This is a genomic window from Micromonospora sagamiensis (genome assembly GCF_014680085.1).
Classification (GTDB): Bacteria; Actinomycetota; Actinomycetes; order Mycobacteriales; family Micromonosporaceae; genus Micromonospora; species Micromonospora inyonensis.
Genome location: NZ_AP023438.1, coordinates 816,545 through 830,122 on the forward strand (window position 1 = coordinate 816,545; position 13,578 = coordinate 830,122).

Genomic DNA, 13,578 nt, shown 5'->3' on the forward strand with positions numbered 1-13,578 from the left:
CCAGTAAGGATTGATCACACTTCCAACATCTGGGACATGTAGTCTCGCGCGGTGGATCACGTACCCGTTGGGTTGTTCGACCGGTTGGAACGCTTCTACGACGCCGTGCCCCGGGACGCCGCCCGTGCCGAGTCCATCGGTGCGCTGGTGCTTTTCGTCCGGGAGGGTGCCGGATGGCCGTTTTACGCGCGACCCCGGCTCGACGCCACCCGAACACCGTCGGTCGCCGACATCGACGACGTCCGGGCGCGGCAGCGCGAACTGGGGCTGCCGGAGGCCTTCGAGTGGGTCCACGAGACGACCCCGGGCCTGCTGGCCGTGGCCCGGTCGGCGGGACTGGCCGTGCTGGAGGCCCCGCTGCTGGTCCTCGATCCGGCAGCGTGTCCGGACCCGGCCGGGCTCACCGACGTACCGGTCCGGCTGCTGGATCCGGCGGCGCCGGACTTCGCCGCGCAGGTGGCCATCCGGCGGGCGGTGGCCGCGGTCGGTTTCAGCACGCCCGGCACCGGCGCGGGCGACGCCGGCCCACGCGAGCGGGATGCGGCCGTCGAGGAACTGGATCTCGCGGCGGTCGAGGAGGAAACCACCCGCACCGCCGACGGGCGGCGCGTCTCGGCCCTCGCCGGTACGCCCGAGGAGGGGGTGCTGGCCTGCGGAATGGCGATGCGCGTCGGCGACGTAGCCGAGATCGCCGGGGTGGCCACCCTGCCGGTCGCCCGGGGTCGGGGCCTCGGCGCGGCGGTGACCGCCACCCTGGCCCGTGCGCTGCGGGACGCCGGCACCGACCTGGTCTTCCTCTCCGCCGGCAGCGAGGAGATCGCCCGGGTGTACGTCCGGGTCGGTTTCCGCCGGGTCGGCACCGCCTGCATCGCCGAGCCTGCCCCCGTGCTGCCCTGAGACAGCCGCCGTACCGCCTGGGCTGGGCAGCCGCCGCTCCGGGTGGGCTGGCCGGTCGCTGGCCTCAGGCGGACGACGCGGGCGGACGCCACTGGGCGGCCGACGAGGCGGCGCTGCCCAGCAGGCGGGTGGTGATCGGGCCGAGCGCGGCGTCCCGGGCCCGGAGCGCCAGACGCCCCCGGGTCTGCAGCACCGCCGACATCCGGCGGGTCTGCCGGACCACGGCGGCCACGCGCGGCCGACGGGTCCGGTCGTACCCGGTGACGGCGTCGGGCAGCCGGGCCTCGCGGAGCAGGGACTGGAGGGTCGCCGCGTCCTCGAAGGCCAGGCAGGCGCCCTGCCCGAGATGCGGCGGCATGGCGTGCGCGGCGTCGCCGAGCAGCACCACCCCGCCGGGACCCGACCGGAAGGCGTACTGGCGGGGCAGCGGACGCAGTTCGCGGACCTCCTGCTGCACCAGGTCGGCGGGCTCGGTGGCGGCGAGCAGCGCGTCGACCGGCGCGGGCCAGCCAGCGAACCAGCGGCGGAGCAGGCCGAGTTGCGTCTCCGCCGGTTCCGGACGGGGCGCACCGGCCGCGGTGGCCACCCAGTAGACGCCGCCCCGGGCGGTCCCCCCGGCGGAGCCCCGGTCCCCCAGCGAGGCGGAGACGAAGCGGTAGCCCGCCCCGAGGATCTCCCCGCCCAGCGGCTGGTCGGCGGGGACGCGGGGCGCGCGGTACCACGGGATCACCGCCCGCCAGGTGGCGCTGCCGGAGGCGACCACCCTGGCCTCGGGGGCGAGTTGGCGGCGGATCACGCTCTCCACGCCGTCCGCAGCGACGATCAGGTCCGCCTCGTGCTGCTGGTGACCGTCACCGACCGAGGGTCGCCCGTTCCCACCGGTGCGCACGGTGCGCACGGTCACCCCGGTGCGCAGGTCGACCCGGTCGCCGAGGCCGGCGACGAGGGCGTCGTGCAGGTCCTCCTGGTGCACCACGACCGGTGTCCGCTCCGACGGGGTGGGTCGGGGTTGCACCAGCCAGTGCCCGTCGGGGCGACGGATGCCCCCGTCGGGCAGCGGGGTGGCGACCGCGTCCAGGCCGGCACCGAGGCCGAGCGCGCGCAGCGCCCGGACACCGTTGGGCCAGAGCACCACGGCGGTCGGCTCGGGGCGTACCCGGTCGGCCTGTTCCAGGAGGGTGACCTGCCAGCCGGAGCGGGCCAGCGCACCGGCGACCGCCAGGCCGCCGATGCCGGCGCCCACCACCACGGCGGTCCGCACTGCCATGTCCGCCTCAGCTGTCGCGGTCGGTGGAACGCGGGCCGGCGTCGGTGTCCCGGGAGCTGTCCACACCGCCGCGACCGACGGCCGGCTCCGGCTCCGGACCGGCCGGCTCCGGCTCGTCCGGCTCCGGCGCGGGGCCGTCCGTTCCGGCGGGTCCGTCGGGCAGCGTGCCGGTTTCCCGGTACGCCCGGAACTGCTCCTCGCCGACCACCCGGTAGCCGCGCGGGGCGGCCAGGTCGGAGCTGGTCTCGGTGCGGGACAGGTCACGCTGGGAGACGTCCCCGCCGTCGGTGACCGCGGCCGGCGCGTCGGCCGGGATCGGCACCAGGTACTCGCGGGGGCCCCGGGCCCGCAGGAAGTAGACCAGCGCGCCGAGGAAGACCAGCACCGAGGTCCAGACGTTGAGCCGGACGCCGAGGATCTCGGTGGCCTCGTCGGTCCGCATCAGCTCGATCCAGAACCGGCCGGCGGTGTAACCCATCACGTAGAGGGCGAACGCCCGGCCCCGCCCCAGCCGGAACCGGCGGTCGACGGCGAGGACCAGCAGGGCGACGCCCACGTTCCAGAGCGCCTCGTAGGCGAAGGTCGGGTGGTAGAGGCCCGGTTCGAGGATCGGCTGACCGGCCTCGTCGCGCAGTGCCCGACCGGGGTTGTCCGGGTCCATCCGGTGGATCTCCAGCCCCCAGGGGAGGGTGGTCCGGCCACCGTAGAGCTCGTTGTTGAACCAGTTGCCGAACCGGCCCACCGCCTGGGCCAGCGGCAGCCCGGGGGCGAGGGCGTCGGCCACCACGGCGAACGGGATGCCGAGCTGGCGGGCGGCGAGCCACGCGCCGACCGCGCCACCGGCGACGGCGCCCCAGATGCCGAGGCCGCCCTCCCAGATGGCGAAGGCCGCCAGCGGGTCGCCACCGGTGCCGAAGTACTTTCCCGGGGACGTGATCACGTGGTAGATCCGCGCTCCGATGATGCCGGCCGGTACGGCCCAGACCGCGATGTCCAGCACCGCGCCCGGGGCCACCCCCCGGCGACGCAGCCGGTACTCGGTGACCAGGCAGGCCACCACGATCCCGGCGACGATGCACAGCGCGTACGCCCGGATCGGTACCGGACCGAGCTGCCAGACGGCGGTGCTGGGGCTGGGCAGGGCCGCCTGGGGTGTCAGCGAGGCGAGAGTCACGGGTGCACACGCTACCGCTGTTTCCCGGGTCGGTGACATCCCGGTCCGGTGCCCGCTGCCAGCGGATGACTTCTGGTTTGGGGGGCCGTAGGCTGTTTGTCCATGAGGTCGCTCACCTGGGCGGTCGCCGCGGTCGTCACCGACGACGCCGGGCGGGTGCTGCTCTGCCGGCAGGACCGGCGGTCGGCACGGTGGGCGTTGCCGGGCGGCCGGTCCCGCCCCGACGAGAGCCCGGGTCAGGCGATCGTGCGCGACGTGCACGCCGAGACCGGCCTGACCGTCGAGGTCGTGGACCTCGTCGGCATCTACCACCTGCCCTCGGCGCCGGTCGCGCCGCCGGCCGGGCGGGCCGGCCCACGGCCGGACGTCCTGGTGCACGTGCTCCGGGCCCGGGTCCGGGGCACCGCCCCGGCTGGCGTACCGGGCGGGGGCTGCCGGTTGTCCTGGCACGACCCCTGCGGCTTGCCGGAACCGGTCACCCCGGTCACCCGCTGGGCCGTGGCCGACGCGACGGCCGGCTGCTCCGGTGTGCTCCGCGAGGTGGCACCGCACCCCGGTCCCGGACTGCCCACGGTCCGCCCGGGGGAGCCGACACCGGCCATCCGCGACACCGTGGAACCGTCCGTCGACGACATCGTGGACCCGGCGGAGGTTGCCTGACTCTCCGCCGCCCGTGACGGTCCCGGCTCCGGTGGCTCGTCCGGACCGTCCGGTCACCACCGCTCCGGCGGCTGACCACCGCGCCGGCGGACCGGTCAGCGGGTCCGGACGCCCTCGGCCAGTTCGGCGGAGAGGGTGCGCAGCGCGGCCAGACCGGTGGCCTGGTCGGGGGCGTCGAGCAGGCAGCGGATCAGCGCGCTGCCCACGATCACGCCGTCGGCGTACCCGCCGACGGTGCCGGCCTGCGCGCCCGTACCCACGCCGAGCCCGACCCCGACCGGCAGGTCGGGGGTGACCGCACGGACCCGGGCGACCAGGGTCGGCGCGGCCTCGGAGGTCTTCGCCCGGGCACCGGTCACGCCCATGACGGCGGTGGCGTAGACGAAGCCCCGGCAGTGTCCGACGGTCATCGCCAGCCGCGCGTCGGTGGAGGAGGGCGACACCAGGAACGTGCGGTCCAGGCCGTGCGCGTCGGAGGCGGCCAGCCACTCGTCGGCCTCGTCCGGGATCAGGTCCGGCGTGATCAGACCGGTGCCGCCGGCGGCGGCGAGGTCCCGGGCGAAGGCGTCCACGCCGTACTGCTCGACCGGGTTCCAGTAGGTCATCGTCACCACCGGCGCGCCGGTGGCCGCGACGGCCTCGATGATCCGCAGCGTGTCCGCGGTCCGCACGCCTCCGGCGAGGGCGATGTCGCTGGCCTTCTGGATCACCGGCCCGTCCATCACCGGATCGGAGTACGGGATCTCCACCTCGATGACGTCGACGCCCGCCTCGACCATCGCGGTCATCGCCGCGATGCTCCCCTCGACCGTCGGGAAGCCGGCCGGCATGCAGCCGATCAGCAGGGCCCGGCCCTCCGCGCGCGCCTTGTCGAAGGCGACCCCGATCCGGCTCATGTCACTCCCTGTCGAGGATGCCGAAGTACCCGCCGGCGGTGTGGACGTCCTTGTCGCCCCGGCCGGAGAGGTTGACCACGATGACCGGCTCCCGGCCCAGCTCGGCCGCGAGCCGGGGGGCGATCTTCATCGCGCCGGCCAGGGCGTGCGCGCTCTCGATCGCCGGGATGATCCCCTCGGTACGGCAGAGCAGCTCGAACGCGGCCATCGCCTCGTCGTCGGTGACCGGCTCGTACGTCGCCCGGCCGCTGTCGTGCAGCCAGGCGTGCTCCGGTCCGACGCCCGGGTAGTCCAGGCCGGCGGAGATCGAGTGCGACTCGATGGTCTGCCCGTCGGCGTCCTGGAGGACGTAGGTCCGGGTGCCGTGGAGCACGCCGGACGAACCGCCGGTGATGCTGGCGGCGTGCCGGCCGGTCCGGACGCCCTCGCCGCCGGCCTCGAAGCCGTACAGCCGGACGTCCGGGTCGGTGACGAAGGCGTGGAAGACGCCGATGGCGTTGGAGCCGCCGCCGACACAGGCGGCGACCGCGTCGGGCAGCGCGCCGGTGAGGTCGAGGCACTGCTGCCGGGCCTCCTCGCCGATGCCCCGGACGAAGTCCCGGACCATCGCCGGGAACGGGTGCGGGCCGGCGGCCGTACCGATCAGGTAGTGGGTGTCGTCGACGTTGGCGACCCAGTCGCGCATCGCCTCGTTCATCGCGTCCTTGAGGGTGCGCGAGCCGTTGGTGACCGGGACGACGGTGGCGCCGAGCATCCGCATCCGGGCGACGTTCAACGCCTGCCGCTCGGTGTCGACCTCACCCATGTAGACGACGCACTCCAGGTCGAACAGGGCGGCGGCGGTGGCGGTGGCCACGCCGTGCTGCCCGGCGCCGGTCTCGGCGATCACCCGGGTCTTGCCCATCCGTCGGGTGAGCAGCGCCTGACCGAGCACGTTGCGCACCTTGTGCGCCCCGGTGTGGTTGAGGTCCTCCCGCTTGAGCAGCACCCGCGCGCCGACCTTGGCGGAGAACCGGTTCGCCGCGTAGAGCCGGGACGGGGTGCCGGCGTAGTCGCGCAGCAACGCGTCGAACTCGGCGAGGAAGGTCTCGTCGGTCATCGCGTGCCGGTACGCCGCGTCCAGCTCGTCCAGCGCGGCGACGAGCGCCTCGGGGACGAACCGGCCACCGTACCGGCCGAAGTGGCCGGCCGGGTCGGGGAGCAGACCGGCCGCGCCGGGCCGCGCGTTGGCGCTCATCGGTGGTCTGGTCCTCTCGGTGCTGACGGGCTCGGGCGGGACCGGTACGCCTCAGCGCACCGGACGTGGGGTGGCCGGGTGGTTGCCGGCGTTGACCAGCTCCGACACCGCCTCGCGGGGGCTCTTCTGGGTGACCAAGCCCTCGCCGACCAGGACGGCGTCCGCCCCGGCCGAGGCGTACCGGATGAGGTCGTGCGGGCCGCGCACGCCGGACTCGGCGATCTTGACCACGCTGCTGGGCAGGCCCGGCGCGATCCGCTCGAACACCGACCGGTCGACCTCCAGGGTGCGCAGGTCGCGGGCGTTGACCCCGATCACCTGGGCACCGGCCTCCAGGGCCCGGTCGGCCTCCTCCTCGTCGTGCACCTCGACCAGCGCGGTCATCCCGAGCGACTCGATCCGCTCCAGGAGCCCGACCAGGGCGTTCTGCTCCAGCGCCGCGACGATCAGCAGCACCAGGTCGGCGCCGTGCGCCCGCGCCTCGTGGACCTGGTAGCTGGAGACCACGAAGTCCTTGCGCAGGACCGGGACGTTCACCGCGGCCCGCACGGCGGCCAGGTCGTCCAGCGACCCGCCGAACCAGCGTCCCTCGGTGAGCACGCTGATCGCCCGGGCGCCGCCGGCGGCGTACTCCCCCGCCAGGTCGGCGGGGTTGGCGATCTCGGCGAGTTGCCCACGCGACGGCGAGGACCGTTTCACCTCGGCGATCACCGCGACGCCGGGCCGCCGCAGGGCCGCGTACGCGTCCAGCGGTGGCGGGGCGGCGGCGGCGAGTTCGCGGATCCGCTCCAGCGGGATCTGCTCCTGGCGGCGGGCGACGTCCTCACGTACGCCGGCCAGGATCTCGTCGAGCACGCTGGCGGGCGCCGTCGGACCGGCCTCGTCCCCCTCCGCGTGCTCATGCTCAGCAGTCACCAACGGACTCCCCTCTCCGGGTGTCATGGGCCGATGCTAGGTGGCGGCGCTGAACCCCAGGTGGGGGGGTATGGCGCGCTTCACGAGATGGGCTGGGGCATAACGACCGACTTCCGGTGAGTGGAAAAACACGCAGCGCAACCGGTCGGGTCGACCACCGCGATCGTCCCCACCGCCCGCCGCCACCGGCTCATCGATCATCCTCATCATCATGACACCACCGCCGGCCGTTGTCCGCGCGAGGCGTCCCGTCCCCGACCGGCGGGCGGAACCGTCAGGTCCGGTGTGACGAAGGTCAAGGACGAACGACCCTGACCACGGCGTTCGCTCCGATGGAGTGTTGATGCGGCGGTCATCACGGCGAAACGTGAAGCCGGCAGCATCAGCTTCGGGCAGACTCGGAAACGGGCCCGCCCCACCGACCCAACGATCCCGTTGCGGAGTGATCATGAGTACTGGCCAGCCTCCATCGACCATCGGACTCACCACGATCTCCCGGACGGTCGCCTCGCTCGCCGTCGGCGTGGTGCACACCCTGGAGCGGGCGGTCGTCGGCGAGGAGCGGATACGCACCGCCCGGGGCAACGCATGGGAGGCGGTCTGCGCGGACCGGGCCCGCGCCGACCGCCGCGCCGAACTGAACCGCCTGGTGGAGGAGCTGGCGGCGGCCCGGGCCGCCGCCCGGACCGACGAGCGGCAGCCGGTCAGCTGACCGTCGGGTCCTCGCCCCGGTCCAGCGCGTCCCACGCGTCGGTGGTGCCTCTCCCCCACGTCGGCGCCACCGCACCGGGGGCCGCCGGCCCGTCGGCGGTGGTGGCACCGCCCCGGGCCGGGCGCTCGTAGCGGGCACCCATCGCCGGCCAGGCCGACCCGCGCCGGGCCGTCCACGCCCCACCGGCCGCCGCGAGCAGCCCGCCGAGCAGGCAGAGGGCGGGCCACTGTCGACTGACGTCACCGGCGAACCCGGCGGCCAGGGCGTACCCGCCGCCGGCCGCCACGGCCGCGCCGAGCGCCAGGATCAGCAGGCCGACCAGGCGACGCAGCCCGCCCCGGGTGGCGAGCACCGCCCCCGCGCCGGCCAGCGCGACCACCGCCAGCGCGGGCAGCCAGGGCAGCAGGGCGGCCCCGGACCGCTCCTCCCGCAGCGCCGGGAGCGGCACCGGCCGGGGGGTCACCTCGACCGCCCAGGTCCGGGTCGCCGCCCAGACCGCCAGTCCCGCTCCGGCCAGGCAGAGCAGCACCGCGTACGTCATCTCGCGCCGCCCGGCCGGCGACGGCGGCGTACCGCTCATCGGGCCCACCTTCCGTTCGCGACTGCGGGGCTCCGCTGCGCTGCACTCCTCGCGCTCACCGGGCCGGCCGGAGGGTCTCGGCGGCGGCGATGGCGGCGAGCACCGCGGCGGCCTTGGCCCGGGTCTCCCGGTCCTCGGCGGCGGGATCAGAATCGGCCACCACCCCCGCGCCGGCCTGGACGTACGCCCAGCCGTCCCGGATCAGGGCGGTCCGGATCGCGATCGCCATGTCCAGGTCCCCGCCGAAGCCGAAGTAACCGACCGTGCCGCCGTAGAGGCCCCGGCGGACCGGCTCCAACTCCTCGATGATCTCCATCGCCCGGACCTTCGGCGCACCGGAGAGGGTGCCGGCGGGGAAGGTCGCGGCGAGGGCGTCGAACGCGGTGGCGTCCGGACGGAGGGTGCCGACCACGGTCGAGACGATGTGCATGACGTGGCTGTACCGCTCGATGGTGGCGAACTCGGGCACCTCGACCGAGCCCGGCCGGCACACCCGGCCCAGGTCGTTGCGGCCCAGGTCGACCAGCATGACGTGCTCGGCCCGCTCCTTCGGGTCGGCCAGCAGCTCGGTGGCGAGCCGGGCGTCGTGCTCCGGGTCGACGCCCCGGGGCCGGGTGCCGGCGATCGGGTGCAGCAGCGCCCGGCGCTGCCCGTCGTCGCTGCCGGTGACCTTCAGGTGCGCCTCCGGCGAGGAACCGACGATGTCGAAGCCGTCGAAGCGGAGCAGGTACATGTACGGGCTGGGGTTGGTGGTGCGCAGCACCCGGTAGACGTCCAGCGGGTCGGCGTGGGTGCGCCGCTCGAAGCGCTGCGCCAGCACGATCTGGAAGCACTCCCCGGCCCGGATGGCCTCCTTGGCCGCCTCGACCGCCTTCGGGTAGCTCCCCTCGGCCGTCCGGCAGGTCACCGCGCCGACCGGCGGCCGGTCGACCGTGGAGATCATCGGTGGGTTCGGCCGGGAGAGCGCCGAGGTCATCGCGTCGAGGCGACCGATCGCGTGGTGGTAGGCGGCGGTCACCTCGGCCGCCCGGTCCGGCTCGTCCGGCGGGGGCAGGACCGCGTTGGCGATCAGGATCGCCGAGCCCTCGTAGTGGTCCAGGACGACCAGGTCGGTGGCGAGCATCATGCCCAGCTCGGGCACACCGAGGTCGTCCTCGCTGAGCGTGGGCAGCCGTTCCAGGCGACGGATCAGGTCGTACCCGAGGTAACCGACCATGCCGCCCGTCAGCGGGGGCATGCCGCTGGTCGGGTCGAACGCCGGTCCGGCCAGCGCGGTCACCGTGTCGCGCAGCACCCGGGCCGGGTCGCCCCCGGTGGGCAGGCCGGCGGGGGGCTGCCCGAGCCAGGTGGCCTGGCCGTGCCGCTCGACCAGGGTGGCGCTGCTGCGCACGCCGATGAAGCTGTAGCGGGACCAGGCCAGCCCGGCCGACCCGACGCCCTGCTCGGCGGACTCCAGCAGGAAGGTGCCCGGGCCACCGGCGAGCTTGCGGTAGACCCCGACCGGGGTCTCGCCGTCGGCCAGCAGCCGCCGGATGACCGGGACGACCCGCCAGCGGGCCGCCAGGTCGGTGAAGGTGGCCAGGTCGGGGCTCACCACGCCGTCGGTCATGGCGCACCCACCGCGCCCTCGGTGACCGGCAGGTCCCCGACCGGCGGCTCACCGGGGCGGCCGGTCACGACCGGCAGCTCCGCGGAGAAGCAGCTGCGCCGGCCGGTGTGGCAGGCCGGGCCGACCTGGTCGACGCTGACGAGCAGCGCGTCGCCGTCGCAGTCCAGGGCCACCGAGCGGACGTACTGGTGGTGGCCGGAGGTGGCGCCCTTGACCCAGTACTCCTGGCGACTGCGCGACCAGTAGGTGGCCCGACCGGTGGTCAACGTGCGGTGCAACGCCTCGTCGTCCATCCAGGCGACCATCAGCACCTCACCGGAGTCGTGCTGACGGACCACAGCGGCGACCAGGCCGTCGGGACCCCGGCGGAGCCGGGCGGCGATGGCCGGGTCGAGCCGGGACGGGCGGACCGGCCCGGTGGGGGCGGGGTGGTGCGGGCTGGCGGGGACGCCGGTCACCGGCGCGTCAGGTACGGGCACAGTCACCCATTGTCCCGCACGCGGCGCGGACGCCCCCAGCCCGTCCCGGTTCCAGGGACCAGCCCGTCGAGGTCCCGGGGACGCCGCGGGGCGACACGGCGGGCCGGCGACCGGGGGACGGCTGATCGGAACCGGTCGGTGGCGGCGTGGCAGGAGGGGTCCGTTGTGTATGGCCGAGAAGTCATCTACCGTTGAGTTCAACGGGTGATGAATTGAGGGGAGGCGGGATGGACAACGCGATCACCCTGGACGGCCTGGTGGTCGACCGGGGCGGGCGCCGGGTCCTGGAGGGCGTGAGCTGCGCCGTACCACGCGGCACGGTGACCGGGCTGCTCGGCCCGAGCGGCAGCGGCAAGACCACGCTGATGCGCGCGGTGGTCGGGGTGCAGACGGTCAGCTCCGGCACGGTGACCGTGCTCGGCCGACCGGCCGGGACGGCGGCCCTGCGGCGGCAGGTCGGGTACCTCACCCAGGCACCGAGCGTCTACGCCGACCTGACGGTCCGGGAGAACGTCCGGTACTTCGCCGCGGTGCACGGGCGCGGCCGGGCCGACGCCGACCGCGCGGTGGCCGAGGTCGGGCTCACCGAGGCGGCCGGGCAACTGGCCAGCGCGCTCTCCGGCGGGCAGCGCAGTCGAGTCTCGCTGGCCTGCGTCCTGGTCGGCCAGCCGGAGCTGGTGGTGCTCGACGAGCCGACCGTCGGGCAGGACCCGGTGCTCCGGGCCGACCTCTGGGCCCGGTTCCACGAGCTGGCCGCCGCCGGCACCACCCTGCTGGTCTCCAGTCACGTGATGGACGAAGCCGCCCGCTGTGACCGGCTGCTGCTGATCCGGCAGGGCCGGCTGCTCGCCGACGACACCCCCGACGGGGTACGCGCCGCGGCCGGCGTGACGGACCTGGACGAGGCCTTCCTGCGCCTGATCCGGGCGACCGAGGCGCGCGCCGGACGGGAGGAGTCGTGAACCCGCGCATCGTGGCGGCCACCGCCGGGCGGGTGCTGCGTCAGCTCCGCCACGACCCCCGGACGATCGCCCTGCTGCTCGTGGTGCCGAGCCTGCTGCTCGTGCTGCTCTACTTCATGTTCTCCGAGCAGCCCACCCCACCCGGGCAACCCTCCACCTTCGACCGGGTCGCCCTGGTCATGCTGGGCGTCTTCCCCTTCACCATCATGTTCCTGCTGACCAGCATCGCGATGCTGCGCGAGCGCACCACGGGGACGCTGGAACGGCTGCTCACCACCCCGCTGGGCAAGCTCGACCTGCTCCTCGGCTACGGGCTGGCGTTCGGGTTGGCCGCCGCGGTGCAGGCGACGGTGGTCGCCGTGGTGGCGTACGGGCTGCTCGACCTGGAGACCGCGGGCAGCGCCCCGCTGGTGATCGTGATCGCCGTGGTGACCGCCCTGCTCGGCATGGCGCTGGGGCTGCTGTGCAGCGCCTTCGCCCGTACCGAGTTCCAGGCCGTACAGTTCCTTCCGGTCGTGGTCTTCCCCCAACTCCTGCTCTGCGGGCTCTTCGTCGCGCGGGAGCAGATGGTGGGCTGGCTCCAGGCGGTCAGCGACGTGTTCCCCCTGTCGTACGCGGTCGAGGCGTTGCGGGAGGTCGGCGCGCACGCCGAGCCCACCGCCACGATGTGGCGGGACCTCGCGGTGCTGGCCGGGGCGGCGCTGCTGGCCCTGGTGCTCGCCGCGGCCACGCTGCGCCGGCGCAGCGGTTGACGAGGTCCGGACACGGTCCGCCCGCCGGCGACGGACCCCACACCGGCCGGCGGGCGGGGTGACGAGCGAGAGGCGGCGATGAGCGGACGGACCGGACGACGACCGGGCAACCCGGACACCCGGGAGGCGATCCTCGCGGCGGCCCGCACGGCGTTCGCCGCCCGGGGTTTCGACGCGGCGTCGATCCGGGCGATCGCCGGCGCGGCCGGAGTGGACCCGGCCCTGGTCCACCACTACTTCGGTAGCAAGGACAAGCTCTTCCTGGCCGCGATGAACGCCCCGATCGACCCCGCGCGGTTGCTGCCCGGCGTGCTCGACGGCGATCCGGAACGGATCGGCGAACGGTTGGTCCGGGCCTTCCTCGCGGTCTGGGACTCACCGGCCGGCATGGCCGGGGTCGCGCTGTTGCGTTCGGCGGTGACCACCGACTGGACCGCCCGGCTGCTACGGGAGTTCCTGGTCACCCAGGTGCTGCGCCGGGTGCTCCAGCACCTCGACGCCGACCCGGCCGAACTGCCGCTGCGCGGCTCCCTGGCCGCCACCCAGATGGGTGGGCTGGTGCTGATGCGGTACGTCATCCGGCTGGAACCGCTGGCCTCCACGCCGTCGGAGACCCTGGTCACCGCGATCGGTCCCGGCGTCCAGCGCTACCTGACCGGGCCACTGGACGGGGTCTTCCCCGACTGACCCGTCAGGCCGGACGGGGCGACGCCTGACGTCGGCAGAGCACCGGGTGCAGCAGCCGGGCCAGGTCGGCGTGGTCGGCGACCGGCCGGGGGAACGCCAGTCGGGCCCGCTGCCGGGCGCCGGGCCCGCCGAGGGACACCACCAGGCCGTACCGGTCGACGCGGACGATCCGGGGCGGCGCGCCGGCCCGCTCGCCGAGCCGGCCGAGCTGCCGTCGCAGGTAGGCGGCGATCTGGTCGCCGTGGTGCTCGGCGAAGTCGGCCAGGAGCGCGCCCTCCACCGGGTGCAGGGGGTCCGGGTCGGCGGCGGCGTACTCGTCGCGCGGGACGCGTCGCACCTCCCCGGCGACGTCCAGGCGGGCCTCGGCCACCTCGAACCGGTACAGCCGGAACCGGGTGCCGACGTCGAGCAGGTCACCGGTCGGCTCCACGGCGGCGAAGTCCACTGCGGCGTCCCGGACGTCCGCCCCGCGAAGCAGCGCCGCCCAGCCGGAGACCCAGGCCCGGCCCAGCGACGGCGCGCCCGCCGCCGGGGGCAGGTCCAGCACGTCGAGCACCACGGCGACGTCGCCGGTGGGGCGCAGCGCGGCGGCCAGGTCGCTGACCACCGGCACGAGCATCAGCACCCGACCGTCGGGGTCGGTGACGTGCCGGACCTGGTACGGCCCCGGACGGTGCGCCAGGTGCACCAGCCCGGGGAGGCTGCCGGCGACCAGGGTCCGGACCGTCTCGGCGCTGCTCGGTCGCATGAT

At 74.9% G+C, this 13,578-nt stretch carries 15 protein-coding genes; 6 read left to right on the top strand and 9 right to left on the bottom strand.

Going from position 1 to position 13,578, the window contains the following annotated elements:
- The first annotated feature begins 51 nt into the window (after positions 1-51).
- A complete protein-coding gene (locus IGA62_RS03160; RefSeq protein WP_232624864.1) occupies positions 52-897 on the top strand; it encodes a GNAT family N-acetyltransferase in 846 nt (281 codons plus the stop codon).
- A gap of 64 nt (positions 898-961) precedes the next feature.
- Here the strand turns inward: IGA62_RS03160 and IGA62_RS03165 are convergent, their stop codons facing one another.
- Entirely contained in the window at positions 962-2,158 is a 1,197-nt protein-coding gene (locus IGA62_RS03165; protein ID WP_145821835.1) for an FAD-dependent oxidoreductase, read from the bottom strand.
- A 13-nt stretch (positions 2,159-2,171) separates the two neighbouring features.
- Entirely contained in the window at positions 2,172-3,338 is a 1,167-nt protein-coding gene (lgt, locus tag IGA62_RS03170) for a prolipoprotein diacylglyceryl transferase (RefSeq protein WP_190289250.1), read from the bottom strand.
- Positions 3,339-3,440: 102 nt separating this feature from the next.
- Between lgt and IGA62_RS03175 the strand changes: the two genes are divergently transcribed.
- Positions 3,441-3,998, top strand: a complete 558-nt coding sequence (locus tag IGA62_RS03175; protein WP_145816344.1) for an NUDIX hydrolase — start codon at positions 3,441-3,443, stop codon at positions 3,996-3,998.
- Positions 3,999-4,093: 95 nt separating this feature from the next.
- Here the strand turns inward: IGA62_RS03175 and trpA are convergent, their stop codons facing one another.
- The 3 genes from trpA to trpC are packed head-to-tail and all read right to left on the bottom strand — an operon-like array spanning position 4,094 to position 6,986.
- The gene (gene trpA / locus IGA62_RS03180; RefSeq protein WP_145816343.1) at positions 4,094-4,894 is read right to left on the bottom strand and encodes a tryptophan synthase subunit alpha; all 801 of its coding nucleotides are present in this window, start codon (positions 4,892-4,894) and stop codon (positions 4,094-4,096) included.
- Position 4,895: 1 nt separating this feature from the next.
- Positions 4,896-6,131 carry a tryptophan synthase subunit beta gene (trpB, locus tag IGA62_RS03185; protein ID WP_145816341.1) on the bottom strand — a complete coding sequence of 412 codons (1,236 nt, stop codon included), beginning with the start codon at positions 6,129-6,131 and terminating at the stop codon, positions 4,896-4,898.
- Between the two features lie 51 nt (positions 6,132-6,182).
- Positions 6,183-6,986 (bottom strand): indole-3-glycerol phosphate synthase TrpC, encoded by an 804-nt coding sequence (trpC, locus tag IGA62_RS03190; RefSeq protein WP_186500214.1) that lies wholly within the window; start codon positions 6,984-6,986, stop codon positions 6,183-6,185.
- 508 nt (positions 6,987-7,494) lie between these two features.
- Between trpC and IGA62_RS03195 the strand changes: the two genes are divergently transcribed.
- Complete coding sequence (locus tag IGA62_RS03195) at positions 7,495-7,758, top strand: hypothetical protein (protein WP_145816337.1); 264 nt, start codon at positions 7,495-7,497, stop codon at positions 7,756-7,758.
- On the opposite strand, the gene IGA62_RS03200 is transcribed toward IGA62_RS03195, so the two are convergent.
- The 3 genes from IGA62_RS03200 to hisI are packed head-to-tail and all read right to left on the bottom strand — an operon-like array spanning position 7,751 to position 10,426.
- A complete protein-coding gene (locus IGA62_RS03200) occupies positions 7,751-8,338 on the bottom strand; it encodes a Trp biosynthesis-associated membrane protein (protein WP_145816335.1) in 588 nt (195 codons plus the stop codon). The genes IGA62_RS03195 and IGA62_RS03200 overlap by 8 nt on opposite strands.
- Positions 8,339-8,393: 55 nt before the next feature.
- Positions 8,394-9,947 (bottom strand): anthranilate synthase component I, encoded by a 1,554-nt coding sequence (locus tag IGA62_RS03205; protein ID WP_145816333.1) that lies wholly within the window; start codon positions 9,945-9,947, stop codon positions 8,394-8,396.
- On the bottom strand, positions 9,944-10,426 hold the full coding sequence (gene hisI, locus IGA62_RS03210) for a phosphoribosyl-AMP cyclohydrolase (RefSeq protein WP_145816331.1): 483 nt from the start codon (positions 10,424-10,426) through the stop codon (positions 9,944-9,946). The genes IGA62_RS03205 and hisI overlap by 4 nt, the downstream gene beginning before the upstream one ends.
- 227 nt (positions 10,427-10,653) lie before the next feature.
- Here hisI and IGA62_RS03215 point away from each other — a divergent pair, with 227 nt between their 5' ends.
- The 3 genes from IGA62_RS03215 (at position 10,654) to IGA62_RS03225 (ending at position 12,827) form a co-directional block, all read left to right on the top strand.
- Entirely contained in the window at positions 10,654-11,388 is a 735-nt protein-coding gene (locus IGA62_RS03215) for an ABC transporter ATP-binding protein (protein WP_145816329.1), read from the top strand.
- Positions 11,385-12,140: an ABC transporter permease gene (locus tag IGA62_RS03220; protein ID WP_145816326.1), complete on the top strand. Its 756-nt coding sequence runs from the start codon at positions 11,385-11,387 to the stop codon at positions 12,138-12,140. The genes IGA62_RS03215 and IGA62_RS03220 overlap by 4 nt, the downstream gene beginning before the upstream one ends.
- A gap of 78 nt (positions 12,141-12,218) precedes the next feature.
- Positions 12,219-12,827 (top strand): TetR/AcrR family transcriptional regulator, encoded by a 609-nt coding sequence (locus IGA62_RS03225; protein WP_145816324.1) that lies wholly within the window; start codon positions 12,219-12,221, stop codon positions 12,825-12,827.
- A 4-nt stretch (positions 12,828-12,831) separates the two neighbouring features.
- Here the strand turns inward: IGA62_RS03225 and IGA62_RS03230 are convergent, their stop codons facing one another.
- Positions 12,832-13,575 (bottom strand): DUF2470 domain-containing protein, encoded by a 744-nt coding sequence (locus tag IGA62_RS03230; RefSeq protein WP_145816322.1) that lies wholly within the window; start codon positions 13,573-13,575, stop codon positions 12,832-12,834.
- Positions 13,576-13,578: the final 3 nt, after the last annotated feature.

Excerpts from the sequence above, each read along its gene's own strand:
- IGA62_RS03175 (WP_145816344.1), top strand. The coding sequence starts at position 3,441 with ATGAGGTCGCTCACCTGGGCGGTCGCCGCGGTCGTCACCGACGACGCC.
- trpA (WP_145816343.1), bottom strand. The coding sequence starts at position 4,894 with ATGAGCCGGATCGGGGTCGCCTTCGACAAGGCGCGCGCGGAGGGCCGG.
- trpB (WP_145816341.1), bottom strand. The coding sequence starts at position 6,131 with ATGAGCGCCAACGCGCGGCCCGGCGCGGCCGGTCTGCTCCCCGACCCG.
- IGA62_RS03195 (WP_145816337.1), top strand. The coding sequence starts at position 7,495 with ATGAGTACTGGCCAGCCTCCATCGACCATCGGACTCACCACGATCTCC.
- IGA62_RS03200 (WP_145816335.1), bottom strand. The coding sequence starts at position 8,338 with ATGAGCGGTACGCCGCCGTCGCCGGCCGGGCGGCGCGAGATGACGTAC.
- IGA62_RS03205 (WP_145816333.1), bottom strand. The coding sequence starts at position 9,947 with ATGACCGACGGCGTGGTGAGCCCCGACCTGGCCACCTTCACCGACCTG.
- IGA62_RS03215 (WP_145816329.1), top strand. The coding sequence starts at position 10,654 with ATGGACAACGCGATCACCCTGGACGGCCTGGTGGTCGACCGGGGCGGG.
- IGA62_RS03225 (WP_145816324.1), top strand. The coding sequence starts at position 12,219 with ATGAGCGGACGGACCGGACGACGACCGGGCAACCCGGACACCCGGGAG.
- IGA62_RS03230 (WP_145816322.1), bottom strand. The coding sequence starts at position 13,575 with ATGCGACCGAGCAGCGCCGAGACGGTCCGGACCCTGGTCGCCGGCAGC.